Source organism: Paraburkholderia bryophila (assembly GCF_013409255.1).
Lineage (GTDB): Bacteria > Pseudomonadota > Gammaproteobacteria > Burkholderiales > Burkholderiaceae > Paraburkholderia.
In genome coordinates, this window is sequence record NZ_JACCAS010000001.1 from 3,187,082 (window position 1) to 3,213,180 (window position 26,099).

At 64.1% G+C, this 26,099-nt stretch carries 22 protein-coding genes; 15 read left to right on the forward strand and 7 right to left on the reverse strand.

Features of this window, described 5'->3' with window-relative positions:
* Positions 1–94: 94 nt before the first annotated feature.
* The 7 genes from pilM (at position 95) to GGD40_RS14255 (ending at position 7,662) form a co-directional block, all read left to right on the forward strand.
* Complete coding sequence (pilM, locus tag GGD40_RS14225) at positions 95–1,087, forward strand: type IV pilus biogenesis protein PilM (protein WP_179744032.1); 993 nt, start codon at positions 95–97, stop codon at positions 1,085–1,087.
* A complete protein-coding gene (locus tag GGD40_RS14230) occupies positions 1,084–1,854 on the forward strand; it encodes a fimbrial assembly protein (protein ID WP_257030409.1) in 771 nt (256 codons plus the stop codon). Before pilM ends, GGD40_RS14230 begins: the two co-directional genes overlap by 4 nt.
* Positions 1,851–2,771, forward strand: coding sequence for a hypothetical protein (locus GGD40_RS14235; RefSeq protein ID WP_179744033.1), 921 nt, complete (start codon positions 1,851–1,853; stop codon positions 2,769–2,771). The genes GGD40_RS14230 and GGD40_RS14235 overlap by 4 nt, the downstream gene beginning before the upstream one ends.
* Before the next feature lie 191 nt (positions 2,772–2,962).
* A complete protein-coding gene (locus tag GGD40_RS14240) occupies positions 2,963–4,636 on the forward strand; it encodes a type IV pilus secretin PilQ (RefSeq protein WP_257030509.1) in 1,674 nt (557 codons plus the stop codon).
* 106 nt (positions 4,637–4,742) lie between these two features.
* Positions 4,743–5,294, forward strand: a complete 552-nt coding sequence (locus tag GGD40_RS14245; protein ID WP_035554795.1) for a shikimate kinase — start codon at positions 4,743–4,745, stop codon at positions 5,292–5,294.
* 8 nt (positions 5,295–5,302) lie between these two features.
* Entirely contained in the window at positions 5,303–6,379 is a 1,077-nt protein-coding gene (aroB, locus tag GGD40_RS14250; protein WP_445013580.1) for a 3-dehydroquinate synthase, read from the forward strand.
* A gap of 71 nt (positions 6,380–6,450) precedes the next feature.
* Complete coding sequence (locus GGD40_RS14255) at positions 6,451–7,662, forward strand: deoxyguanosinetriphosphate triphosphohydrolase (protein ID WP_179744035.1); 1,212 nt, start codon at positions 6,451–6,453, stop codon at positions 7,660–7,662.
* 70 nt (positions 7,663–7,732) lie between these two features.
* Here the strand turns inward: GGD40_RS14255 and GGD40_RS14260 are convergent, their stop codons facing one another.
* Together GGD40_RS14260 and GGD40_RS14265 are read right to left on the reverse strand one after the other, a co-directional pair.
* A complete protein-coding gene (locus GGD40_RS14260; RefSeq protein WP_035554801.1) occupies positions 7,733–8,113 on the reverse strand; it encodes a DUF883 family protein in 381 nt (126 codons plus the stop codon).
* Between the two features lie 381 nt (positions 8,114–8,494).
* Positions 8,495–9,220 (reverse strand): OmpW/AlkL family protein, encoded by a 726-nt coding sequence (locus tag GGD40_RS14265; RefSeq protein ID WP_179708021.1) that lies wholly within the window; start codon positions 9,218–9,220, stop codon positions 8,495–8,497.
* A gap of 187 nt (positions 9,221–9,407) precedes the next feature.
* Between GGD40_RS14265 and GGD40_RS14270 the strand changes: the two genes are divergently transcribed.
* The 3 genes from GGD40_RS14270 to GGD40_RS14280 all read left to right on the forward strand — a co-directional run bounded on the left by GGD40_RS14270 (position 9,408) and on the right by GGD40_RS14280 (position 16,735).
* Entirely contained in the window at positions 9,408–10,115 is a 708-nt protein-coding gene (locus tag GGD40_RS14270) for a transposase (protein WP_035554805.1), read from the forward strand.
* Positions 10,116–10,419: 304 nt separating this feature from the next.
* A complete protein-coding gene (locus tag GGD40_RS14275) occupies positions 10,420–15,123 on the forward strand; it encodes a glutamate synthase-related protein (RefSeq protein ID WP_179744036.1) in 4,704 nt (1,567 codons plus the stop codon).
* A 142-nt stretch (positions 15,124–15,265) separates the two neighbouring features.
* On the forward strand, positions 15,266–16,735 hold the full coding sequence (locus GGD40_RS14280) for a glutamate synthase subunit beta (RefSeq protein WP_179708023.1): 1,470 nt from the start codon (positions 15,266–15,268) through the stop codon (positions 16,733–16,735).
* Between the two features lie 161 nt (positions 16,736–16,896).
* Here the strand turns inward: GGD40_RS14280 and GGD40_RS14285 are convergent, their stop codons facing one another.
* Positions 16,897–18,162: a D-amino acid dehydrogenase gene (locus GGD40_RS14285; RefSeq protein WP_179744037.1), complete on the reverse strand. Its 1,266-nt coding sequence runs from the start codon at positions 18,160–18,162 to the stop codon at positions 16,897–16,899.
* 17 nt (positions 18,163–18,179) lie between these two features.
* Positions 18,180–19,439, reverse strand: a complete 1,260-nt coding sequence (locus GGD40_RS14290) for an MFS transporter (protein ID WP_179744038.1) — start codon at positions 19,437–19,439, stop codon at positions 18,180–18,182.
* 333 nt (positions 19,440–19,772) lie between these two features.
* Between GGD40_RS14290 and GGD40_RS14295 the strand changes: the two genes are divergently transcribed.
* Positions 19,773–20,738 (forward strand): tyrosine-protein phosphatase, encoded by a 966-nt coding sequence (locus tag GGD40_RS14295; RefSeq protein WP_179744039.1) that lies wholly within the window; start codon positions 19,773–19,775, stop codon positions 20,736–20,738.
* Positions 20,739–20,939: 201 nt separating this feature from the next.
* Here the strand turns inward: GGD40_RS14295 and GGD40_RS14300 are convergent, their stop codons facing one another.
* Positions 20,940–22,211, reverse strand: a complete 1,272-nt coding sequence (locus GGD40_RS14300) for an ATP-binding protein (protein WP_179744040.1) — start codon at positions 22,209–22,211, stop codon at positions 20,940–20,942.
* Positions 22,208–22,948 carry a response regulator gene (locus tag GGD40_RS14305; RefSeq protein ID WP_035554819.1) on the reverse strand — a complete coding sequence of 247 codons (741 nt, stop codon included), beginning with the start codon at positions 22,946–22,948 and terminating at the stop codon, positions 22,208–22,210. The genes GGD40_RS14300 and GGD40_RS14305 overlap by 4 nt, the downstream gene beginning before the upstream one ends.
* A 410-nt stretch (positions 22,949–23,358) precedes the next feature.
* Here GGD40_RS14305 and GGD40_RS14310 point away from each other — a divergent pair, with 410 nt between their 5' ends.
* The 4 genes from GGD40_RS14310 to GGD40_RS14325 all read left to right on the forward strand — a co-directional run bounded on the left by GGD40_RS14310 (position 23,359) and on the right by GGD40_RS14325 (position 25,304).
* Complete coding sequence (locus GGD40_RS14310) at positions 23,359–23,541, forward strand: hypothetical protein (protein WP_179708031.1); 183 nt, start codon at positions 23,359–23,361, stop codon at positions 23,539–23,541.
* 45 nt (positions 23,542–23,586) lie between these two features.
* Positions 23,587–23,754 carry a DUF6726 family protein gene (locus tag GGD40_RS14315; RefSeq protein ID WP_373565333.1) on the forward strand — a complete coding sequence of 56 codons (168 nt, stop codon included), beginning with the start codon at positions 23,587–23,589 and terminating at the stop codon, positions 23,752–23,754.
* A gap of 3 nt (positions 23,755–23,757) precedes the next feature.
* Positions 23,758–24,489, forward strand: coding sequence for a hypothetical protein (locus tag GGD40_RS14320; protein ID WP_179744041.1), 732 nt, complete (start codon positions 23,758–23,760; stop codon positions 24,487–24,489).
* Between the two features lie 143 nt (positions 24,490–24,632).
* On the forward strand, positions 24,633–25,304 hold the full coding sequence (locus GGD40_RS14325; RefSeq protein WP_179744042.1) for a flagellar basal body L-ring protein FlgH: 672 nt from the start codon (positions 24,633–24,635) through the stop codon (positions 25,302–25,304).
* Positions 25,305–25,352: 48 nt separating this feature from the next.
* Here GGD40_RS14325 and GGD40_RS14330 read toward each other — a convergent pair whose 3' ends face one another.
* Positions 25,353–26,093, reverse strand: coding sequence for a response regulator (locus GGD40_RS14330; RefSeq protein WP_134961637.1), 741 nt, complete (start codon positions 26,091–26,093; stop codon positions 25,353–25,355).
* Positions 26,094–26,099 lie beyond the last annotated feature (6 nt).

Here is a 26,099-nt window from a genome sequence, read left to right on the forward strand (position 1 = left end):
TTCGGCTGAGTGTCGCTCGACGCCGCGCTTGCGCACAATTCTTCCTCGTTACTCGCGTTCGAATGGTTCGCAGCGCGAGTCTGAGGGAGGGCATATGACGGTAAAAAAATCCTGGTTTGAGGTCTTGCAGGCAGGCTCGCTGCGTTTCGCCGCAGGGATCGATGTCGGTTCGCAAAGCGTGCGTCTGGTCGTGATCAGTCATCGCGCGTTGCCGGCTTCGGTGCTGAATATCGAATACGTGTCGACGGTGCCGCTCGCGCCGGGCGCGATGGCGGGCACCGAGATCGCCGACCGGCACGCGGTGGCGCGCGCGTTGCGCGAAGCGTTCGCCGGTCTGCCGCGCGCGTGTGCTGTGCAAGCGTTGCGTTGCGCGATGGCGGTGCCCGCGTCGGCCACGGTCATGACCACGGTGTCGCTCGCGCGGCTTGCCGCGCAAAGCGGCTGCGCGGAAGACGGCGGGCATGAGCTGGCCGAACTGGAACCGGCGGTGATGAACGAGGTCGAGCGGATCGCGGGGCTCGAACGGCATGCGCTGGCGGTCGACTGGTACGTCGACGAAAGGCCCGGCGCGAGCCGCTCGGTGACGATTGCCGCGACCGCGCGCCAGCATCTCGAGGCGCGTATGGAATGCGCGGCGGCGGCCGGCATTTCACTGACCGCCATCGACGGCGAGCCGCAAGCGGCCCTGCGCGCCATGCGCTATGCGGCGAGTCATGAACTCGATCCGCACGAGTCGTACATCGCGCTGTGGATCGGTACGGACGGCGTGTACGGATGGCGTTTCGCCGAGGACTGTCTGGTCCGCGAGATGCGCTATCCGGCGCCCGAACACACGGATCTCGCCGACGCGTTGCGCGACCTGAGTCATGACGCCGCGGTTCGTTGCGCGTTCCTGAGCGGCGAGGTCGATCTGCTCGACGGGGTGGGCTTTTCGATGGTGGATATCGCGGATGTATTGAGTTGCCCGGTACTGCCCTTCGACCTGGCGCTGCTCGGCAGCGTTGAGCGGCCGCAGACCGATGCGTTGTTGCACGAACCGGAAGGCGCGGTGGCGTTCGGGCTGGCGTTGCGCGGGGTATTCGAATGATGGGCGGTCTGTTACTGGGAGCGGGCTCGCATCCGCCGGTGTTTTCGTCGTCTTCGTCATCGTCTTCGTCTTCGCGCGGTGTGCGCTTCGTGCGGTCGTGGCTCGGTGGTTTCAATCTGCTGCCGTACCGGCAGCGCAATGCCCGGCTTGCGCGTCGGCGTCGGCTACTTGAATGGACTGCCGCCGCATTCGCCGGCTGCGCCGCCGTGCTGCCAGTGATCGGGTGGCAGGCGTTCGAGCGCATGCAGCTCGATGCGCGGCGCGCATCGATCGATCAATCGTTCACGCGTCTGAGCGCACCGCTCGCGGAGCACGCGACCTTGCTGCGTACGAGAGACGAGCAACGCAAAAACACCGCGCATGCCAAGCGTTTGTCCGACCCGCTCACGCATTTGCGCGATCTGATCGATGCGCTGAGTTCCGAGCCGGGCGAGGGCGTGGTGTTGCAGCAGATGCGTCAGCGTGAACACGAGACCCAAATGCTGGCGACGTCGCGTGGACATGCGGCGTCGGCGGCGTGGCTCAAACGCTTGAGCGGCATTCGCGGCGTGAAAGGCGCGGAGGTGAGCGACCTGCATAGCTCGGCGACGCGGGGTGCAGGGCGGCCGGGTGCTGGCGCGGGCCTTGGCCTTGGCGCTGGCGTGGCTGGCCCGGTTGAGTTCGGCGCGCATTTGCGTTGGGACGACGTGGTGTTGAAGACGGCCGGCAAGACGGGCTTCGCTTCATCGCTTCCCGTTAAGTCCGAACTATCGAGAGGTGTGAAATGAGCACGACATTCGTTGAGTTTGGCGGCGCGGCCAGCGTGCGCCCGTTCGTCTCGCATTGGATAAAGCGTGCGCGCTTGCCGTTCGATGCGTGGAGCAGACGTCGCCGCTGGGTGGTTGCTTTGCTGATTGCCGTGACGGTTTTCGCTCTCGGCACGCATGGCTGGATCGTGGCTGATTTCTCCGGAGTCGACGCGAGCCGGTCGGCGTTGGCGGCGAGCGTGCGACGCCTGGCTGACGCGCGGCATTCGCTCGGGCAGTTGCCCGCGCTGCGGCGGGAAGTTGCGGCGACAGGCGCGGTGCGTTCAAGCGCGTCATGGACCTCGGCAGACGACGTGCGCATCGTCTCCGAACTGGCCGCGCAGAACGACGTCACGCTGTTGAGCCTTGAACCCGGCGCCGCCAGCGGTGCGGGCGCTGAAAGCATGCGCCCGCTGCAGTTCACCGCGCGCACCGATTTCGTCCACCTGATGGCGTTTCTGCGTGGGTTGTCGGATTTGCCGGTGCTGACCGTTCCCGTCGACGTGACGGTTAAACGCGATGCCGTGTCGCTCGTGGTGAACGCGACGCTGAATATGTTCAGCGCGCTGCGGCCGGCGCCGTTGAATGCGTCCGCGGACGCGTTCGTCGACGCAAGCCTCGATTCGGACGACGACGAGGATCTCGTGTTCTTCGATCCGTTCTCGCCGCCGCAGATGTTCGCCGCAGGTGGTGTGTCCGATGGTTCGGCGTTGCGACTCGTTGGACTGCTGCGCGATCGCACGCGTGGTTTGGCGTTGCTCGATACGGCGGATGGCGCGACTACGGTCGTGGCCGGGCAGCAGATCGGTGCCGAGCGCGTCACGAGGCTCGACGCGCTCGGGATTACGCTCGCGAGAGGCGATGAGACGCGCACGTTGTCGTTGATGGAGGCTTCATGATGAGCGCGGCGAAATTAGCGCGGATCGCGTGGTCGTATTGGGGCGTGGGACCGTTGTCGGGAGCGTGCGTTTTGCGCGGGGCTCGCTTGTCTCGTGTATTTCGCGTGTCTTGCGGCGGTCGAGTGTCCTGCGCATCATCTTCTACTGGTGAACGGGTAGCGGGCGTGTCTCGCTCGCTGCTTGCGTGCAGGCTGCAGCGCGGGCGTCGCGCGTGTCTCGGGCTGGTCGTCATCAGTTCGGCGTTGAGCGTCGGTATCGCGCGGGCTTCGCCGCCACCGTTGCCGCCGCTACCGGACTATATGTTGCGGGATGATCCGGTCGGGTCGCCGGACGCGTCGCACAACGCACCGCCGTTGCCGCGCGAGGTTGCCGTCGAAGTGCCGAACCCGTTTCGCGACGACTCAGCGGAGACGACGGATGCGTCGAAGGCGGCAGCGTCCGCTGCGGCTGGTGGCGCCGACGGCATGGGCACGGTTGATGCGGCCACCGCCGACGCCGCAGCCGGCGCCACCGCCTCCCCGCTGCCCAAGCAACCCTTAATCCCAACCCGCGACGTCGCCTCCGCCTCCGCGCTCGAAGGCCCACCCACACCGCTACCGCCGGCCTCACGCCTCAGCGACGCCCCGAAAACCGCCGCCGACGCCAATCTCGCAGCCGACGACAAAGCGATCTCGCTGAACTTCCAGCGCGCCGAACTGGGCGCCGTGCTCAACGCGTTCGCGCAGTTCACCGGGCTGAACATCGTCGCGAGCGAAAGAGTGCGTGGCGCCGTCTCGTTGCGGCTCGACAAGGTGCCGTGGCGCACGGCGTTCGATACCTTGCTCGACGTCAACGGCCTCGCGATGGAGCGTCGCGGCAACGTGATCTGGGTCGCGCCGCAGGCCGATCTGGCCGCGCGCGAGCGGCAACGCTTCGAAGCGCACGCCCGCAGCGCCGATCTCGAACCGCTCGCCAGCCGCACGTTCCAGTTGCACTACGCGCGCGCCGAGGACGTGCGCCGCCTGCTGACCGGCTCCGGTAATCAGCGCGTGCTGTCCAAACGCGGCGCCGCCACCGCCGATCCGCGCACCAACCTGCTGTTCGTGACCGACCTCGAGGCGCGCGTCGCGCAGATCGCGGCGCTGCTCGGCTCCGTCGACCGGCCGACCCGCCAGGTATTGATCGAAGCGCGCATCGTCGAGGGCGAACACGGGTTCTCGCGCAATCTCGGCGTGCGGCTCTCGATGGCCGCCACGAGCGAAGACGGCTCGGCGCGCGGCCTGACCGGCGGCAAAGACGGCGCGGTTTATGATCTGTCGGCGCGACCCATCGCCGGTTTCGACGCCGCGACCGCCGGCTTGACGCTGTTCGCGGCTGCCGCGACGCGGCTCCTGAACATCGAGCTCAGCGCGCTGGAGGCCGAAGGCCGCGGGGAAATCGTCTCCAGTCCACGGGTCGTCACGGCCGACCGGATGAAGGCGGTGGTCGAGCAGGGCACCGAGCTGCCGTACCAGGCGAAGGTGGGGCAGGGCGTGTCGGGCGTGCAGTTCCGTCGCGCGACGCTCAAACTCGAGGTCGAGCCGCAAATCATGCCCGACGGCCGGGTCGTGCTGGACCTCGACGTCGCCAAAGACAGCGTCGGCGAACAGACCGACGCCGGCCCCGCGATCAACACCAAACACGTGCAAACGCGGGTCGAAGTCGAGGATGGTGGTACGGTGTCGATCGGCGGAATTTACGCAACCGACGACCGGGACGATGTGACGCGGGTGCCGCTCCTGGGCAAAATACCGCTTTTGGGGGCGCTTTTCCGCCATCGGGCACATCGCGACCAGCGCAGCGAACTGGCGGTTTTCATCACGCCGCGCGTCGTGCAGATAAATTAGGGGCATGGCGCCGCCGCTCTCCAGCGGCGGCGCGCAGGCTCGACAAGGCAGCCGCTTTGCCAGTAAGCTGCGGCACGACCTATACCGGATTAGCCAGAGGACACCGTTGCAAGCGCGGGACGCACACGCCAATGTATTTTTTGTAGGGCTCATGGGGGCAGGAAAAACCACCGTGGGCCGGGCCATTGCGCGCCGTCTCGATCGCCCGTTCTTCGATTCCGACCACGAAATCGAAGCGCGCACGGGCGCGCGCATTCCGGTGATCTTCGAGCTGGAGGGCGAAGCGGGCTTTCGCGAGCGCGAGGCGAGCGTGATTTCCGAGCTCACCGGGCGCGAAAATATCGTGCTGGCCACCGGTGGCGGCGCGGTGCTGCGGCCGGAAAACCGTGAATCATTGCAAAATCGCGGCGTGGTGATCTACCTGCGAGCCAATCCGCATGATCTCTGGCTGCGCACCCGGCGCGACAAGAATCGCCCGCTTCTGCAAACCGAAGACCCCAAGGCGCGTCTCGAAGCGCTCTACGAAGTGCGCGATCCGTTATATCGGGAATGCGCGCATTTCGTCATCGAAACCGGCCGGCCTTCGGTCAACGGCCTCGTCAATATGGTTCTGATGCAGCTCGAGATGGTCGGCGTCGCCAAACACCCTGCGTCATAATGGACCGTATGATTACCGTCAATGTCGAACTGGGCGAGCGCGCCTACCCCATCCATATCGGTGCCGATCTGCTCGGCCAGACCGCGTTGTTCGCACCGCATATTGCCGGCAGTTCGGTCACGATCGTCACGAATACCACCGTCGAGCCGCTTTACGGCGACAAGCTGCGCGCCGCACTCGCGCCGCTCGGCAAGCAGGTTTCCACGGTCGTTTTGCCGGACGGCGAAGCGTACAAAAACCTCGAGACTCTGAACCTGATTTTCGACGCGCTGCTCGGCTCGCGCGCCGATCGCAAGACCACGCTGATCGCTTTGGGCGGCGGCGTGATCGGCGATATGACGGGTTTTGCCGCGGCCTGCTACATGCGCGGCGTGCCGTTCATTCAGGTGCCGACTACGTTGCTGTCGCAGGTGGATTCGTCGGTGGGCGGCAAGACCGGCATCAATCATCCGCTCGGCAAGAACATGATCGGCGCGTTCTACCAGCCGCAAGCCGTGATCGCCGACATCGGCGCGTTGCGCACGCTGCCGGCGCGCGAACTGGCGGCGGGCGTCGCCGAAGTGATCAAGACCGGCGCGATTGCCGACGCCGGCTTCTTCAGCTGGATCGAAGCGAACGTTGCGGCGCTGAACGCCTGCGAGCCCGCGGCGCTGATCGAGGCGGTCAAGCGCTCGTGCGAGATCAAGGCGTCGGTGGTGGCGCAGGACGAGCGTGAAGGCGGACTGCGCGCGATCCTCAATTTCGGTCACACCTTCGGCCACGCGATCGAAGCCGGGCTCGGCTACGGCGAATGGCTGCACGGCGAGGCGGTCGGCTGCGGGATGGTGATGGCGGCGGATCTGTCCGTCCGCATGGGCTATCTCGACGAGACCGCGCGCAAACGCCTGGTCGACGTGATCGTCGCCGCGCATTTGCCGACCCGGGCGCCCGCGCTCGGCGAGTCGCGCTATGTCGAACTCATGCAGGTCGACAAGAAGGCGGAAGCCGGCATGATCAAATTCATTCTGCTGAAGCGTTTCGGTGAGACGCTGATCACCCAGGCGCCCGACGACGAGGTGCAGGCCACGCTGGCTGCCGCGATCTAAAGACGGCGGCTAGCCGGGCAAAGCATCACGCACCCGCGTCACGAGGCGCCGTTTATGTTTCGGAGAACCCGGTGACAGACAGGCGCAGCGACGATGTAAAGCACGACCCGGCGGAGCCGGCCGGCACGGCGGCGCTCGGCGTGCTCACCCAGGAAGCACTCGAAGCGCACCTTGCGCCGTATGCGGCGCATTCGGCGCAGTCGCGCGGCCGCCGTTATCCGGAAGTCGCGCCCAGCGCCCGTACCGAATTCCAGCGCGACCGCGACCGCATCGTCCACTCCACGGCGTTCCGCCGGCTCGAATACAAAACGCAGGTCTTCGTGAATCACGAGGGCGACCTGTTTCGCACGCGTCTCACGCATAGCCTCGAAGTGGCGCAGATCGCGCGGTCGGTAGCGCGTAATCTGCGGGTCAACGAAGACCTCGTCGAAGCGATTTCGTTGGCTCACGATCTCGGCCACACGCCATTCGGCCATGCCGGTCAGGACGCGTTGAACGAATGCATGCGCGAGCACGGCGGCTTTGAACACAATCTGCAAAGTCTCGCGGTGGTCGACGATCTGGAAGAGCACTACGGCGCGTTCGACGGCCTGAACCTGTGCTTCGAAACGCGCGAGGGGATTCTCAAGCACTGTTCGCGGGAAAACGCGCGGCGCCTCGGCGCGCTGGGCGAACGCTTTCTCGAAGGCCGCCAGCCGTCTATCGAAGCGCAGATCGCCAACGTCGCCGACGAGATCGCGTACAACAACCATGACGTCGACGACGGCTTGCGCTCCGGCCTGCTCACGGTCGAGCAGCTTGCCGAAGTGGAGTTATGGCAGACGCACTACGAGGCGGCGCGCCGCGATTTTCCGCAGATCGAAGGACGCAGGCTGATTCACGAGACGGTGCGGCGCATCATCAATACGCTGATCGTCGATCTGATCGATACGACCAAGCTGAATCTGGTCCGCTACGCGCCGAACTCGCTCGACGCGGTGCGTGCCGCGCCCGTACTGGTCGCGCATAGCGACGCGATTGCCGCGCAGGCCGCGGTGCTCAAGCGTTTTCTGTTCAAGAACCTGTACCGCCATTACCGCGTGATGCGGATGGCCAACAAGGCGCGGCGCGTGGTGATCGGCCTGTTCAACGCGTTCACGGAAGATCCGCGGCTGCTGCCGCCGGGTTACCTCTCCGCTGACGGAGCGCAGCAAGCCCGTCTGATCGCGCATTACATCGCGGGGATGACGGATCGATATGCGCTGAAGGAGTATCAGCGGCTGTTCGTGATCGAAGACAACTGATTGCGGCACGGCGCCGGCGTGGACCGGCGCCGCAACCTGCCCGCCGCAAACTACTGCAGGTTAGCGCGCGCTACCGCAAGCGCGACGCGAACAACGCCCCGGCAATCAGCGCAACGCCGCCGACGATCGCAATCGTCTGCCACGGGTTTTCATGCACGTAGTCGTCGGCGTCGGCGATCGCGACTTCAGCGCGCTCGCGCACCGCTTCGCGCGTGTCGTTCAAACGTGCGCGCGCGGCTTCCAGCTGTTTGCGCAGTTTGCCGCGCAGCGCCACGGCGTCGGCCTGGGTGCCATCGGCCAAAGTGGATTCGAGTTCGGACATCAGCGTGCGCAGTTCGCCCGCGATATCTTCGGCCGCGTGGCGGCCGTGGCGTGCGATACGTTTTGCACGGCGGCTCGTGCTGGTCCAGGATTCGCCGAGGGCGTCTCGCGTATTCGGAAGTGCTGTCATGGTCGCTCCGTCGATGAGGTGAAAGGTCCCACGCCTCGTCACACAGACGCACATCACGTCCACGACGCGGGAAACACCCTGCGGACGCAACTTTGGTGCCAAACCCGCGAGCGCGGCCCGATTGCCGCGCAGCCTTATTCGCGTCGCGCGGACGGCGGTCTCGCCGACGGCTATTCGTCAGCAGATATTGCACGAGCCGGTGCGATTGCGGGTCAAATTTACAAACGCTCGCACCGGCCCGGAAATAGGGCGCACGCGGCCAGCGTGCGGCCCCGGAGCACACACGAAACGAAAAACGCCGTCACTGGATATATGACGGCGTTGTCCAAGCCACGAAAATTCGACTACCCTAACTAAACGCGTCCCTATTTTCGCGAAGCGTTAGAAACGGTAACCGATGTTGACGTAGGAAACGATCGGGTTCAGCTTGATCTTGGTTTGCGACGTGGCGGTCAGCGTGCCGACCGGCGTATTTGCGGCGGTGGTCAGCTTGGCGGTCGTGCTGAGCGGCAGGTACGAGATCGAGACGCCCGCGAACCAGTGCTGATTGAACGCGTAAGTGAAACCGGCATTAAACACCGGCTCCCACGAACTATCCGTACTGACGCTGGTCGGACCATGCAGAACATTGGCTTCAAACGCACCGTTGGTGATCTTCTGGTCGGTGAACCAGATGCGACTCACGCCAACGCCGAGATATGGGCGGAACGTAGCGGTCGGCGCGTTGAAATAGTACTTGAACAGCAGAGTCGGGCTCCACTGTTTTGCCGAGCCCAGCTTGCCGAATTGTTCGAGGCTGCCCGTGCCGTTCAGGTCGAAAGAAGGCGGGACGCCAATTACGAATTCGGTGGCGATGTGATCAGTGACGAAGTAGCCGGCGGTGAAGCCGAGCGTATCGGCGGAACCCAGCGATGCACCGGTGTTGGGTTCCGTAATGTTGGTGGGGCTGCCGCCAAGACTTGTGATTCTCAACGGTTCGCTGCTCGATTGAGGCGCAAGATGGAACCAGCCTGTTGTGACGAAAAAGCTGCCGGCCGATTGCGCGTGCGCTGCCGTTGACATACAGGCTAGCGCCGCGAGCCCCGTTACGGCCTGTTTTAATTTCATATGTGCTCCTCCAGAAAAGGCCCGCTCATTATGACTACAACGTTTGAAACAAACCATACGCGGCGGTTAGAGCTTTCTCCCTAAGCACCGCGCGGTTTCTGGCTCAGCCGCGCCGCGCCGAACGTAGAGCGCATGCGGCTTTTCGGACCTTCGGGTATGTACCAACGCGACTATCGGATACTCCAGCATGGCACGGCTTGCACGTCTCTATGTCCCTGACCAGCCGCAGCACGTCATCCTCCGCGGGCTCGATCAGCAGCCCGCGTTCGTCGACGACCAGGACTACGAGCTTTTCATCGACTGTTTGAAAGCGGCTTCGCGCGACCATCACTTATCGATTCACGCTTATGCGTTGATGCCGGGCGCGGTGCAACTGCTCGTCACCCCGACCGAGGAGTCGAGCCTGCCGAAGGCGATGCAGGCGGTAGGGCGCCGCTACGTGGCGCACTTCAACCGGCGTTACGCTCGTCGCGGCACGTTGTGGGAAGGACGTTACCGCGCCACGGTGATCGAAGGCGAGCGTTACTTTCTGCTGGCGAGCCGCGTCGTCGAAATGTGTCCGGTGCGCGCGCAACTGGTGAGCGCGCCGGAAGACTACCGCTGGTCGAGCTACCGTCATCACATCGGCCTGACGCTCGACAGCCTGATTACCGACCACCCGCTGTACTGGTCGCTCGGCAATACGCCGTTCGAACGGCAGCGCGCGTATCGCGATCTGTGCGAGCAGCCGCTCGACGAACGCGAAGCCAGTCAGCTTCAACAGGCCACGCTAAAAGGTTGGGTATTGGGCAGCGATACCTACCGCGAATGGGCGGCGCGGGCCGCCAACCGGCGCGTGTCGCCGCTGCCGCGCGGGCGGCCGCGCAAGGTGCGCGAGACGCCTCAGCAGCAATAAAAGCGTTTCGCAGCAAAGGGTTGCATCAAAACGGCATCTTCGCATGCCGTTTTCTTTTGCACTATTTTGATGTGGCACCAATAAAAATACACCGCAATGCACCAACTTTATAATTGGGGATCGACCATCATGTTTTATTTGCTATTCCTTTGATTCGTCGCGTATATTCCGAATTCCGGCGCTTTTTGATACGCGTAGCATTTCAGCGTGTCCCGCTCAAAGCGCCGTCGCGGTTGCGGTTGCGAGCCGCGGCAATAGAAAAATGGTTTAACGGCCTGTCCGGCCCCCTACAGACGGTGTCCCCATGAACGACCACCAGCAACCGACTCATCCGGTTCCCGCCGCGCAAGGTCTGTACGACCCGCAAAACGAGCACGACGCCTGCGGCGTCGGCTTCGTCGCTCATATCAAGGGCAAGAAAAGCCACGAGATCATCGAGCAAGGCCTGAAGATTCTCGAAAACCTCGACCACCGGGGCGCCGTCGGCGCCGATCCGTTGATGGGCGACGGCGCGGGCATCCTGATCCAGATCCCGGACGGCTTCTATCGCGAGGAAATGGCGAAGCAGGGCGTGGTGCTGCCGCCGAACGGCGAGTACGGCGTCGGCATGGTCTTTCTGCCGAAAGAACACGCGTCGCGTCTGGCCTGCGAGCAGGAGCTGGAACGGACGGTGAAGGCCGAAGGCCAGGTCGTGCTGGGCTGGCGCGACGTGCCGGTCGACCACACCATGCCGATTTCGCCGACCGTCAAGGCGAGCGAGCCGCTGATCCGCCAGATCTTCATCGGCCGCGGCAAGGACATCATGGTGACCGACGCGCTGGAGCGGAAGCTGTACGTGATCCGCAAGACCGCGAGCCACCGCATCCAGGCGCTCAAGCTGAAGCACGGCAAGGAATACTTCGTGCCGTCGTGCTCGGCGCGCACGATCGTCTACAAGGGCCTGCTGCTGGCCGGTCAGGTCGGCGTGTACTACCGCGACCTGCAGGACGAGCGCACCGTCTCGGCGCTGGCGCTGGTGCACCAACGCTTCTCGACCAACACGTTCCCGGCGTGGGAACTGGCTCACCCGTACCGGATGATTGCCCACAACGGCGAAATCAACACGGTGAAGGGCAACGTCAACTGGCTGAACGCCCGCACGGGCGCGATCGCGTCGCACGTGCTCGGCGACGACCTGCCGAAGCTATGGCCGCTGATCTACCCGGGCCAATCGGACACCGCCTCGTTCGACAACTGTCTCGAACTGCTGGTGATGGCCGGTTACCCGCTCGTCCACGCGATGATGATGATGATCCCGGAAGCCTGGGAACAGCACACGCTGATGGACGACAACCGCCGCGCGTTCTACGAATACCACGCCGCGATGATGGAGCCGTGGGACGGCCCCGCCGCGATCGCCTTCACCGACGGCCGCCAGATCGGCGCGACGCTCGACCGTAACGGTCTGCGCCCGGCGCGCTACATCGTCACGGACGACGACCTCGTCATCATGGCGTCGGAAGCGGGCACGCTGCTGATCCCCGAGTCGAAGATCGTCAAGAAGTGGCGTCTGCAGCCGGGCAAGATGTTCCTGATCGACATGGAACACGGCCGCATCATCGACGACAAGGAACTGAAGGACAACCTCGCGAACGCCAAGCCGTACAAGAGCTGGATCGACGCCGTGCGGATCAAGCTCGACGAAATCGAGCCGAAGGCCGAAGACGTCGCGACGGAACGCCGCGAAGCCGCTGCGTTGCTGGATCGTCAGCAGGCGTTCGGCTACACGCAGGAAGACCTCAAGTTCCTGATGGCGCCGATGGCGCAAGCCGGCGAAGAAGCGGTCGGTTCGATGGGCAACGACTCGCCGCTGGCGGTCATGTCGAACAAGAACAAGACGCTCTATCACTACTTCAAGCAGCTGTTCGCGCAAGTGACGAACCCGCCGATCGACCCGATCCGCGAAAACATGGTGATGTCGCTGGTGTCGTTCGTCGGTCCGAAGCCGAACCTGCTGGACACGAACAACATCAACCCGCCGATGCGTCTCGAAGTGTCGCAGCCGGTGCTTGACTTCAAGGACATCGCGAAGATCCGCGAGATCGATCAGTACACGGGCGGCAAGTTCAGCTCGTACGAGCTGAACATCTGCTATCCGGTGGCTTGGGGCAAGGAAGGCATCGAAGCGCGCCTCGCCTCGCTGTGCGCGGAAGCCGTCGACGCGGTCAAGTCCGGCTACAACATGCTGATCGTGTCGGACCGCAAGACCGACCGCGACAACGTCGCGATTCCGGCGCTGCTGGCGACCGCCGCGATCCACACGCACCTCGTGCAGCATGGTCTGCGCACCAGCGCGGGTCTGGTCGTGGAAACCGGCTCGGCGCGTGAAACGCACCACTTCGCGCTGCTCGCGGGCTACGGCGCGGAAGCCGTGCACCCGTACCTCGCGATGGAAACGCTCGGCCAGCTGGCGTCCGGCCTGAAGGGCGACCTGTCGCCGGAGAAGGCGGTCTACAACTTCACCAAGGCGGTCGGCAAGGGCCTGATGAAGGTCATGTCCAAGATGGGCATTTCGACCTACATGTCGTACACCGGCGCGCAGATTTTCGAAGCGGTCGGCCTGGCTGAAGATCTGGTGCAGAAGTACTTCGCGGGCACCTCGTCGAAGGTCGGCGGCATTGGTCTGTTCGACGTCGCGGAAGAAGCGATCCGTCTGCATCGCGATGCATTCGGCGACAACCCGGTGCTCGCGACCATGCTCGACGCGGGCGGCGAGTACGCGTACCGCGTGCGCGGCGAAGAACACATGTGGACGCCGGACGCGATCGCCAAGCTGCAGCACTCGGCGCGCAGCAACTCGTATCAGACGTACAAGGAATACGCGCATCTGATCAACGATCAGACCAAGCGTCACATGACGTTCCGCGGCCTGTTCGAATTCAAGTTCGATCCGACCAAGGCGATCCCGCTCGACGAAGTCGAATCGGCGAAGGACATCGTCAAGCGTTTCGCTACCGGCGCCATGTCGCTGGGCTCGATCAGCACAGAAGCGCACGCCACGCTGGCGGTCGCGATGAACCGCATCGGCGGCAAGTCGAACACCGGCGAAGGCGGCGAAGATTCGGCGCGCTATCGCAACGAACTGCGCGGCATTCCGATCAAGAATGGCGACACGATGAAGTCCGTGATCGGCGAAGAAGTGATCGTCGACATTCCGCTGAAGGACGGCGATTCGCTGCGTTCGAAGATCAAGCAGGTGGCGTCGGGCCGTTTCGGCGTGACGGCGGAGTACCTGTCGTCGGCCGATCAGATCCAGATCAAGATGGCGCAAGGCGCGAAGCCGGGCGAAGGCGGCCAGTTGCCGGGTCACAAGGTGTCGGAATACATCGGCAAGCTGCGTTACTCGGTGCCGGGCGTCGGCCTGATTTCGCCGCCGCCGCACCATGACATCTACTCGATCGAAGATCTGGCGCAACTGATCCACGATCTGAAGAACGCGAATCCGGTGGCCAGCATCTCGGTGAAGCTGGTGTCGGAATCGGGCGTCGGCACAGTCGCTGCAGGTGTCGCGAAGGCCAAGGCGGATCACGTCGTGATCGCCGGCACGGACGGCGGCACGGGCGCTTCGCCGCTGTCGTCGCTCAAGCATGCGGGCACGCCGTGGGAACTGGGTCTCGCCGAAACGCAGCAGACCCTGGTGCTGAACCAGTTGCGCGGTCGCATCCGCGTGCAGGCCGACGGTCAGATGAAAACCGGCCGCGACGTCGTGATCGGCGCGCTGCTCGGCGCGGATGAATTCGGCTTCGCGACGGCGCCGCTCGTCGTCGAAGGCTGCATCATGATGCGCAAGTGCCATCTGAACACCTGCCCGGTCGGCGTCGCGACGCAAGATCCGGTGCTGCGTGCGAAGTTCCAGGGTCAGCCGGAACATGTCGTCAACTTCTTCTTCTTTGTTGCGGAAGAAGCGCGTGAAATCATGGCGCAACTGGGCATCCGCAAGTTCGACGACCTGATCGGTCACGCCGAACTGCTCGATACGAAGAAGGGCATCGAGCACTGGAAGGCGAAGGGTCTCGATTTCTCGCGCGTGTTCTATCAGCCGCAAGTGTCGGCCGAGGTGGCGCGCAAGCATGTCGGCGTGCAGGACCACGGTCTGGACAAAGCGCTCGACCACGTGCTGATCGAAAAGGCGAAAGCCGCGATCGAGAAGGGCGAGCACGTCTCGTTCATCCAGCCGGTGCGCAACGTGAACCGTACGGTCGGCGCGATGCTGTCCGGCATGATCGCGAAGAAGTACGGCCACGACGGCCTGCCTGACGACACGATTCACATCCAGTTGAAGGGCACCGCGGGTCAGAGCTTCGGCGCGTTCCTCGCGAAGGGCGTCACGCTGGATCTGGTCGGCGACGGTAACGACTACGTCGGCAAGGGCTTGTCGGGCGGGCGCATCATCATTCGTCCGACCAACGATTTCCGCGGCAAGTCGGAAGAAAACATCATCTGCGGCAACACGGTGATGTACGGCGCGATCGAAGGCGAAGCGTTCTTCCGTGGCGTGGCCGGCGAGCGTTTCTGCGTGCGTAACTCGGGCGCGACGGCGATTGTCGAAGGCACGGGCGACCACGGTTGCGAATACATGACGGGCGGCACGGTGGTCGTGCTCGGCGAAACGGGCCGTAACTTCTCGGCTGGCATGTCGGGCGGCATCGCGTATGTGTTCGATCCGGACAACTCGTTCGCGGGCAAGTGCAACAAGTCGATGGTCACGCTCGAACCGGTCCTGCAAACGGCCGAACAGGAGCGCACGGTCGACAAGGGCCTGTGGCACACCGGCGCGACCGACGAAGCGCTGCTCAAGGGATTGATCGAGCGTCACTTCCAGTTCACGGGCTCGCCGCGTGCGAAAGCGCTGCTCGAAAACTGGGACGCGTCGCGCCGTCAATTCGTGAAGGTGTTCCCGACCGAATACAAGCGCGCGCTGGGCGAAATGGCCGCGAAGAAGGCGAACAAGGAAGTGCTCGCCGCCTGACCTGCCGCATCGCCGCACCGCTGGTCACGTTACCAGCGGGACGTCACCCTTAAGTCGTACCCGCCGCGCGCGGTCACCGTTAAACGGTGCCCCGTGGCGGGTGTAGATCACCCCACCTGATACAGATAGAGAAGAGAACCACATGGGCAAGGCAACCGGTTTTCTCGAGTTCGAACGTCGCCACGAGACGTACGAAGCTCCGCTCACGCGTGTGAAGCACTACAAGGAATTCGTCGCCGCACTGAGCGACGACGAAGCGAAGATTCAAGGCGCGCGTTGCATGGACTGCGGCATTCCGTTCTGCAACAACGGCTGCCCGGTGAACAACATCATCCCGGACTTCAACGACCTGGTGTTCCATCAGGACTGGAAGAACGCGATCGAAGTGCTGCACTCGACAAACAACTTCCCCGAGTTCACGGGCCGCATCTGCCCGGCGCCGTGCGAAGCGGCGTGCACGCTCGGCATCAACGACGACCCGGTCGGCATCAAGTCGATCGAACACGCGATCATCGACAAGGCCTGGGCCGAAGGTTGGGTTGCGCCGTTACCGCCGAAGCACAAGACCGGCAAGAAGGTCGCCGTGGTCGGTTCCGGCCCCGCGGGTCTCGCCGTCGCGCAGCAACTGGCGCGCGCGGGGCACGATGTGACGGTGTTCGAAAAGAACGACCGGATCGGCGGTTTGCTGCGTTACGGCATTCCGGATTTCAAGCTGGAGAAGTGGCTGATCGATCGCCGCATGCGTCAGATGGAAGCGGAAGGCGTGACGTTCCGCGCCAACGTGTTCATCGGCCGCGCGGATTCGCTGCCGGACCACATCGGCAACACGGCGAAGGAAACCGTTACGCCGGCGGAGTTGAAGGAACAGTTCGACGCGGTGGTGATTGCCGGCGGTTCGGAAACGCCGCGCGATCTGCCGGTGCCGGGCCGCGAGCTGGAAGGCATTCACTACGCGATGGAATTCCTGCCGCAACAGAACAAGGTCAATGCCGGCGACAAGGTCGCGAACCAGTTGCTCGCGAAGGCCAAGCATGTGGTCGTGATCGGCGGCGGCGATACGGGCTCGGACTGCGTGGGCACGTCGAATCGTCATGGCGCGAAGAGCGTCACGCAATTCGAACTGTTGCCGCAGCCGCCGGAAGAAGAGAACAAGCCGCTCGTGTGGCCGTACTGGCCGATCAAGCTGCGCACGTCGTCGTCGCATGACGAAGGCTGCGAGCGCGATTGGGCGGTTGCGACCAAGCGCCTCGAAGGCAAGAACGGCAAGGTCGAGAAGCTGATCGCGGCGCGCGTCGAATGGAAGGACGGCAAGATGCAGGAAGTGCCGAACTCCGAATTCGAAATGAAGGCCGATCTGGTGCTGCTCGCCATGGGCTTCACGCAGCCGCTCTCGCCGGTGCTCGAAGCGTTCGGCGTCGACAAGGACGCGCGCGGCAACGTGCGCGCCGCGACCGAAGGCGACAAGGCGTATTACACGTCGGTGGACAAGGTGTTCACGGCGGGCGATATGCGTCGCGGCCAGTCGCTGGTGGTGTGGGCGATCCGCGAAGGCCGTCAGTGCGCGCGTTCGGTGGATGCGTTCCTGATGGGGCATTCGGAACTGCCGCGTTAAACGTCTCCGGTTGGTTTTTGCTGCCGCGCTGCGGTGGAAACCGGCTACTGCTTGCAGGAAGAGGTGGAGACGACAAGGCTGGATTTTCGAGCCGTGAAAAAACAAAGCCGGGCACCTGAGAGGGTGACCCGGCTTTTTAGTGCTTTGCCGACAGCGCGTTGTTATCCGCGATACCGCGCCAACGTCAGCCCTTCCAGATCGATCTCCGGCTCACGCTGCGTAATCAGATCCGCAACCACACGCCCCGACCCCATCGACATCGCCCAACCTGTCGAACCGTGTCCGAGGTTCAGCCACAGATTGTCCACGCCGCATGCGCCGAGTAGCGGTGCGCCGTCGGGCGTCATCGGCCGGCGGCCTACCCAGAAGTGCGCGGAGCTCGGGTTCGCCGCGTGCGGGAACCAGTCCTTGAGCACTTTCATCAGCGTCTGCAATGCGTGTTCACGCAATGTGGTCTGGCCGTTGCCGAGTTCCGCCGTGCCGGCCACGCGCAGGTTATTGCCGAAGCGCGTGATCGCCGTTTTCAGCGATTCGTCCATCAGCGCGGCGCGCGGGGCTTTTTCTTCGTCGGTGATGGGCAAGGTCGCCGAATAGCCTTTCACCGGATAGAGCGGCACCTTCACGCCGAGCGGCGCGAGCAACGCCGCGCTGTCGACACCCAACGCCACCACGACCGCATCGGCCGGCACCGTCTCGATGCCGCGCTCGCTTTCCACACGCACGCCGCGCACCGCACCGCCTTGCACATCGAGCGACTTGATGGTCGTGTCGAAGCGAAACTGCACGCCATTGCGCTCGCACACCGCGCGCAATTCTCGAGTGAAACGGGCGCAGTCGCCGGCTTCGTCGTCGGGTAGATAGAGACCCGAAAGTGGCGCCTCGCGCGCCCAGCGCAAACCCGGTTCGATCTCGACGCATTGCGCCGCGCTCACTTCCCGATGTGCAATGCCCGCTTCGCGCAACACCGTCAGCGCCGGCTGCGCAAGTTCCACGTCGTACTCGCTGCGAAACAACTGCAGATAGCCTTGGCTACGGCCGTAATCGAACGGATGGCTTCTGCGAAATTCGTGCAGACAGTCGCGGCTGTAATAAGCGATCCGCTGCATCCGCTGCTTGTTGACGCGAAAGCGTTCGAGATCGCACTCCCGCAACCAACGCGCGATCCAGCGCCACTGCGCCGGGTCGAAGGTCGGCCGGAAGATCAGCGGCGAGGCTGGCTTGAACAGATATTTGAGGATCTTGGTCGGCATGCCGGGCGCGGCCCACGGCGTCACATAACCCGGCGCGATGACACCGGCGTTGCCGAAACTGGTAGAAAGCGCGACATCCGGTTCGCGCTCGATCAGCGTAACGTCGCAGCCCTGCTGACGCAGGTAAAAAGCGGTGGCGACGCCGATCACGCCGCCGCCCAGAACAATCGTTTTCATGAATGTGTGCAGCGAGGTCAGGCGGCGGGGCTAGCCGCGCCGAGTACTTTGCCCTTGGTTTCCGGCAGACAGAGCGCGGCGACGATCACCAGCAGATAACCGGAACCGGCCACGATGCCCATTGCCTTTACCAGCGTCATGGTTTGCGACAGCGTACCGACGAGTATCGGAAAGAACGAGCCGAGCCCGCGCCCCAGGTTGTAGCAGAAGCCTTGCCCCGACCCGCGTATCGCGTTCGGATAAAGCTCCGACAGATACGCCCCCACGCCCGCGAAAATCCCCTGCACGACAATGCCGAGCGGAAAGCCGAGCGCGAGCATCATGCCGTCGGTGATCGGCAGCATCGTGTAGACCATGCCGAGCACGAACGAGCCGATCGCGAACAGCACGAACGACGCGCGCCGGCCGATTTTGTCGCAAAGAATCGCACCGACGATATATCCGGTGAACGAACCGACGATCAGAACGATCAGATAACCACTGGTGTTGAACACGGAAAGGTGGCGCACGGTTTTCAGATAGGTCGGCAGCCAGGTGGTGATCGCGTAATAGCCGCCGAGCATGCCGGTGCACAACACGCTGCCGAGCAAGGTGGTCTTGAGGTGCGACGCCGAGAAAATCTGCAGGAAGTGCGAGGTATCGAAGCCGTTGTCGCGAGCGCGGCGCGTTTCCAGATAGATATCCGGGTCGCTCACGTTGCGGCGAATGTAGATGATCCACGCTGCAGGCAGCAGGCCGATCCAGAAGCAGGCGCGCCACGCAACCTGCTCGGGCAGCAGTGCGAAGAATGCCCAGTAGATGATCGCCGCGGCCGCCCAGCCGAACGACCAGCTGCTTTGCACGGTGCCGACGGCTTTGGCGCGATGCTGCGGCGAGCGGATGGTCTCGGCCATCATGATCGTCACGACCGACCACTCACCGCCGAAGCCGATGCCTTGCAACGTACGCGTGGTGAGCAGTTGCCAGAACGAATGCGTGAAGCCGGACAGGAAGGTGAACAGCGCGAAGGTGGCGATGGTCCACTGGAGCACGCGGATGCGGCCGTAGCGATCGGCGAGAATGCCGGCCAGCCAGCCGCCTATCGCCGACGAGATCAGCGAACTGGTGGCGATCATGCCGGCTTCGCTTTTCGTCATGCCCCATGTCGCGATCAAGGTCGGAATGAGGAACGAGTAGATCATGAAGTCGAAGGCATCGACTGCGTAGCCGCCGAAACCGGCGTAGAGCGTGCGGCGCTCGCGCTGGGTCAGTTCGGTGAACCATTGGAGCGAAGGCATGTTTTGTTATGGTCTCCAGGTCTTTTGGCCTGCCGGCGGCTGCATAAAGGGGTATTTGTATTCTAAGGGGATGAGGCGTCCCGAGGCCAGTTGTGGTCAAAAATGGCGTTCCAGCGTAATAGTCGATAAGAGACGCAAGATTGAGGAAATCGCTTCGGATTGCGACTCGCGGCGCATGCGCGGCGCTCGACCCACCGCAAGCACGCCCGAGCCAACCTCTCCGTTCCTTACCAACTACTACTCTGTAACGCAAAAGTTATTGTCGGCCGGTAAACTGCGCCGGCAGCGCCTATGCTGCGAACAACCCTCTCACGTCCGCGCCAGCCACGCCTAATGCCCGCCACCGCAAAAATCTGCTCGCCACTGCGCCGCTTCGCGAGCACGACCTTGTCGCGAGCGAATGGGGCTGTCCAGCGGACTGTGTCCGATGCGGATTGCGCGTCGCGCCGCACCTTCCTCAAGGGCTCGGCTAGCGTGCTGCTGATGTCGGGCCTGAGCGCTTCACTGCTGTCCGCCTGCGGTGGCGGCAATCTCGACGCCGATCAGCCGCCCACGCCGCGCCTTGCTTCGGTCGACAATTTCCGCGACCTCGCGGGCGCTGCGGCCGGCTATCCGACCGTCGACGGCAAACAGATGCGCCGTGGCGCGTTCTATCGCGCGAATGTGCTGACGCTCAGCAGCGCCGACGCCACCACGATCGACAAACTCGGCATCGCCACGGTCTACGACCTACGCACGCCGGGCGAGATCGCGCGCACCGCCGACATCCTGCCGGGCGGCGCGATCGTACAGACCTTCAACGTGCTCGGCACCGGCGACTTCGTCGCCCCCGCTTTTGATTCCGCCGGCGCCGCTACCGCGTTCATGGAAGCGCAGGCGCGCGCCTATGTCACCGGACCGGCCCAGCGCGCCAGTTTCGGCGCACTGCTGACGCATCTGGCCGACGGCGCCGGCGCGCAGTTATTTCATTCGAGCGCGGGTAAGGATCGCACCGGCTGGGTGGCAGCGCTGCTGCAGAGCATCGCCAACGTGCCGCTCGACGTCATCACGCAAGACTATCTGCTGAGCAACGTGTATCTGGCACCGTCGATCCAGACGCAGATCGAGACGCTACGCGCGCAGGACGGCGACGCGATTGCCACGGTCGAAACGCCGTTTCTGAATGTCCAGGAAAGTTACCTGCAGGCGGGCTTCGATCAGGTGCAGGCGAACTACGGCACGATGACGAACTATCTGACGCAAGGCTTGGGGCTCGCTCAGTCGACGATCGATATGCTGCACAGCCGGCTCATAACCTGAACGTTGAGCAGTGAGCAGTGAACTGCGGGGCGTGACACGCGCTACGCGGCACGCAAAAAAAAGTCCGCCCCGATAAGCGGGCGGACGGAGAAAGGGCGGCATCGAGGTTGCCGGGGCTGACTATAAGGCCGCTACCCGTGCAGCGGACCCTCCAGTAAGGGCGCGTAAGCGCACACGTCAGCTTTCCATCTCCCTCACGTCTCACGTCAACGCCGCCATCACCGGCAACTCGATCCGCACTTCCAACCCACCTTGCGCATGATTGCGCACGTGGCAGCGTCCGCCGCGATCGTGCGCGAGCCGCGCCACGATCGCGAGACCGAGGCCGCAGTGACCTTCGCCGCCCCGCGCGGCGTCGAGCCGCACGAACGGTTTCATCGCGGCGGCGATGCGGTCGTCCGGAATGCCGGGACCGTGGTCGCGCACGCTGATGACCCAATGTCCTTCGCTGCGCGCGGTCGCAATATCCACCGGCGGCGAGCCGTGTTCGAGCGCGTTATCCACGAGATTCGTGACCAGCCGGTCGAGCAGTGTGCGCGGTAATTTGAACGCCGGGCCCGCGCGCAGATCGAGCGTGAATAACGGCGTTTCGCTGCTGTCGCCGGCGAAAAACTGTTCCCGTAAAAAGTCTTCGACTTCGACCGGCGGCCCGGCGTCGGCGGACTGGCCGGCGAATTCGAGGAACTGCTGAACGATATTGGTCAGCGAGTCCACGTCGCGGATCAGACCGGCGCGCTCGCTTTCCGCGACCAGCACGCTGGCGCGCAATTTGAGGCGCGTGAGCGGCGCTTTCAGGTCATGCGCGACGCCGGCCAGCATCACGGCCTGGTCGTCGCCGGCTTCGTTCAGGCGCCGCATCATGTCGTTAAACGAACCGATCAGATCGCGCAGTTCGCGCGGCCCTTGCACGGTGACGGGCTCAGGCCGGCCACCCGAGCCGAATTCGCGAGCGGCGCCAGCCACCCGCGACAACGGTCGCTGCATCTGCCACACCGCGAGCAGCGAAAGGATTAGCGCGCCCGCCAGCATCGAAACGGCTTCGATCAGAAAGCGCGGGCGCGGCGGCACGTCGACCGGCACGACCACCCAGTTCGATTTTCCGGGGAACAGCACCCACAGTTGCGGCGGGCGTAAATCGTCGACGGCGATCCGGGTGCCGGGCGGCAGGTTGTCGCGCAGTTGCCGGCTCAAATCGGTCAGCGGATGCCGCGTCGGCTCGCCCAGATGCACGCTCGCCGGCATGTTCCAGGTCGGCACGAGATGCACGCGCATGGCGGGCGCGAGCGCGGCGCCCTTCATCGGCTCGCCGTTGACGGCCTGCAGCACCAGCAGAATGCCGCGCGCGAAACCGTCGATTTCATGACGAGGCGGTTGCATGACGATCAGCACGAACCAGCCGGCCTGAATCGCGAACAACACCGCCGTCGAGAGCAACGCCATCCTGCCGAACAGCGTGTTCAGCGGGTTTCTCATGCGGTGGAGGCGGCCTCGTCGGCGAAGGGCGTGCCGTCGGCGTCGGGTACGAATACGTAGCCTTTGCCACGCACCGTTTGCACGTAGCAGGGATTGGACGGATCTTCTTCGATCACGCGGCGCAGACGCCAGATCGGCACGTCAAGACTGCGGTCGCGGAAGGCCAGATTGTCGCGGTGCACGAGGTCGTGAATCAGCACGCGCGACAGCACCTTGTACGGATTGTTGACGAAGATCTTCAGCAGCGCGAACTCGCTGTCGCGCAGCGCGAGCTTGGTGTCGTCACGCGATAGCGAACGGGTCGCGAAGTCGAGTTCGAACGGCCCGAACCGGTACGGCTTGCGGGATTCCGGCGCGCTAGTAGTGGACGGCCCGCGACGGCGCAGAACGGTATGGATGCGCGCGAGCAGTTCGCGTGGATCGAACGGCTTGGTCAGGTAGTCGTCCGCGCCGAGCGAGAGCCCGACGATGCGGTCGGCCACCGTGCCGCGCGCGGTCACGAAGATCACCGGAATGTCGTCGCCGGCGGCGCGCAACGCGGTGAGCGCGCGCAGGCCGTCGGTGTTCGGCATCATGATGTCGAGCACCACGACCGAGGGGCGCTCGCGTTCGAGCCGCCGCTGAAGATGCGTGCCGTCATGCAGCACCGACGCGTCGAAGCCGTTCGATTGCAGAAACTTGCATAGCAGATCGCGTACGACCGGATCGTCGTCGACGATAAGGACCTGTGGATTCATGGCGAAATTCTAGACTGGCCCGCACAACGCGCGGCCGACTGTTTTCTTACCAATGCTTACGCTCGCCCGCACAGCCCGTGCCGGTCGACGCGTAAGGCCCGCTGCCGAAGGCTCGTAGCGTATTTCACACACGCCATATTTGGCAATGCGCGGCACGCCGTTCGAGCCCATTCAATTCGATAAGCATCGCCAAAAATTCCTCCGAAGAAACAATTTGCGCGTAATTGAAACCGCTCGCAACGGCTCGGAAGAACCGCCGGAAAGCGCGCTTTTCTTCGTGCATCGCCGGTGTGTGCGCGGCGCGATGATTCGTCGTGCAGTACGTTGCGCCGCAAGCCGGAAACAGCCTAACGCCTTGGGCCCACGGCAAGCGGCGTGAAATCGAAACCTAGCGCCACGCGAGGCTCATCATGACCGTTCATAACAACTTCAGCTCAACCCGCTTTTCTTCGATGGCGCCGACACCGCCAGCGCCGAAACCTGCTGCGCAAACCAACCCCGGCACGGCGATGCCGACTCAGGAGGCCGCCGCCGAAGCGCTGCCTTCGCTGCCCGCCGGACTCGTTGGGCATAACGTCAACACGACCGCCTGACGCAACGAGGCCCGTGTGTCGACCCCGAGAATCCTTGACCGTTTCATTCGTGTCGTTGCGTGGTTGACGCTCGGCGCGGCGCTGCTGCCGTTGGGCGGCTGCGCCGTTGCCGCGCTGCCGTGCCGGCTGACCTCAGCCACGTTGAAAATCGTCCCGGTCGTCGGCCATGCCGCGGCCGCCCCGTTCGACATGTGTTCATCCGCGATCGACTGAATCATGACACTCAAACGGATTGCCTGTGCGTTGGCGCTGTTCGGTGGTTTGTTTTCGCTGGCCGTTTATGCGCAACCGGTCGCGCGTGACGCGAATCCGAATGCGTCGGCAACCGCTCCGGCGCAGAAGGACGCAGCCGCCGATGCGCGCCGACGCTCGCCCAGGCAGGACGCGCCGTTCGCATTTCGTGGCGTCGCGCTCGGCATGACGCTCGACGAATTCCGCGCGGGTTCGACCGTGCGGGCGACGCCCGTCGGCAGCGTGCCGGTCTGCGAGACGGATGTGCAGGCGGGCGCGCTCGGCATGCGTTTGAAGTCGCATGAGAGCTTGACGGTGGCGTGCCGCTGGGCGCATCGCGGCAACGACGGCTGGGCCGTGTCGCAAGCGGTGGTGGACGGCGCGCCGGCGCTGGAGCATGTGCTGCGCTTCGCGCGCGTCGACGGACAAAGCGCGCTGCGTCTGTACGAGATTTCTTTTGTGATCGACGAGATCACCGCCGAAGACTTGCGCGACGCGCTCGCCGACCGCTACGGGCCGCCGCGCTTCGCGACGCGGAACGTGTCGGCCTCGGGCGCGATGCCAACCTATGTCTGGGAAAACGCGGTGAGTTCGATCACCTTGTGCTTTCTGCCGGGCACGCGCAACGGCACGCTCACCTATCTGCTGAAGGGTTCGGATGCGTGGGTGAAGTCGGTCGTGCGGCAATGGCAGGCGAGCGGCGCGGAGGCGGGTTGATGCGCGCCGTCGACAAGCGGCGCGCTCACACCATGACGCGCCGGCCCACGCGAATTCCTCTTCGTGCAATCAGGTTGCGCCGCGATCGTGGCGTTCCTTCCCAGCCAGCCGATCCATCAAGCGGAACCGTTCAAGGAGCCTGCATGACTACGCTACCTCTCACGCTCGCGCTGGGCGCGGCGTTCTGTCTCGCGGCCTGTTCGGGCGGCCGGCAGCCTTCTATCGTCGATACGCCGATGGCGCCGCCGCTCGCCTCTGCGTCGCTCAACGTGAACACGCAAGGCGCGATCTATCAGGCCGGCACGCCGCTGCTGCTGTACGAAACCCCGCGTGCGCAGCATATTGGCGATGTGCTGACGATTCGTCTGTCGGAGTCGTATAGCGGCAACAATAGTTCGACGGCGGCGGCGAGCCGTTCGAGCAGCATCACCGCCACCGCTGCCGATCAGTCGACCAACGCCGCCGCGCGGCTCGCGAGGCTGTTCAACATCGGCTCGGCGAGCACCGACTACAAAGGGCAGGGCAGTCTCACCGACGTGAGCGGCATGACCGGTACGCTGGCCGTAACCGTGATCGGCACGATGTCGACCGGCAACCTGGTGGTGTCGGGCGAGAAGATGATTGCGATGAGCGGCAACCGCGACCGCTTGCGCCTGTCGGGGATCGTCAATCCCAAGGACATCGAGGCGGGCAATTATGTCGCGTCGAGCAAGGTCGCCAACGCGCGGATCGAACAGGCGGGTGCGGGGATGGTGTCCGACGCCACAACGATGGGCTGGTTGCAGCGCATGTTTTTGAGCGTGCTGACGTTTTGAGCGTTTGAGGGGGCGAGGGTTTGAGGCTTGGCGGGTCACCTCTCATTACTACGCCAACGGCGCCGCGCTTCGCTCGGCCGCGCCGATTTCCCCGTCCGGCACGAACACATACCCGCGTCCCCACACCGTCTGCACGTAGCGCGGCTCCGACGGATCCACTTCGATCAGCCGCCGCAAGCGCCAGATCGATACATCGAGACTGCGATTGCGATGCGCCTCGCTATTGCCGTGCAGTTTCTCCAGCAACTGCGCGCGCGTGAGCACCGTCATCGAATGCGTGACGAACACTTTGAGCATGGCGAATTCGCTCGAACGCAGCGTGATGCGCTCGCCGTCGCGACGCAATTCGCGCGCTGGGAAATTCACTTCGAAACGACCGAACCGATATGGCGCGCGCTGTTCCGGCGCGCTCGGCGCAATCGTGCCGCGTCGGCGCAGCACCGTGCGAATGCGCGCGACGAGTTCGCTTGGCTCGAAGGGCTTGCCGAGATAGTCGTCGGCGCCGAGTTCGAGGCCGATCACGCGGTCGATCGGATCGGCGCGCGCGGTCAGCAGAATCACGGGAATATCGTCGCCGGCCACGCGCAACGCGCGCAGCGCACTGATGCCGTCGAGCTCCGGCATCATGATGTCGAGCACGATCAGCGCGGGACGCTCGTCCTGCAATTTGCGCTGCAGCGCCAGGCCGTGTTCGAGCGTGGCGACCTTGAAGCCGCGCCCCTGCAGATAATTGCTGACGAGCTCGCGTACGACGGGGTCGTCGTCGACGACCAGAATGGATTGGTTCATTCAGGC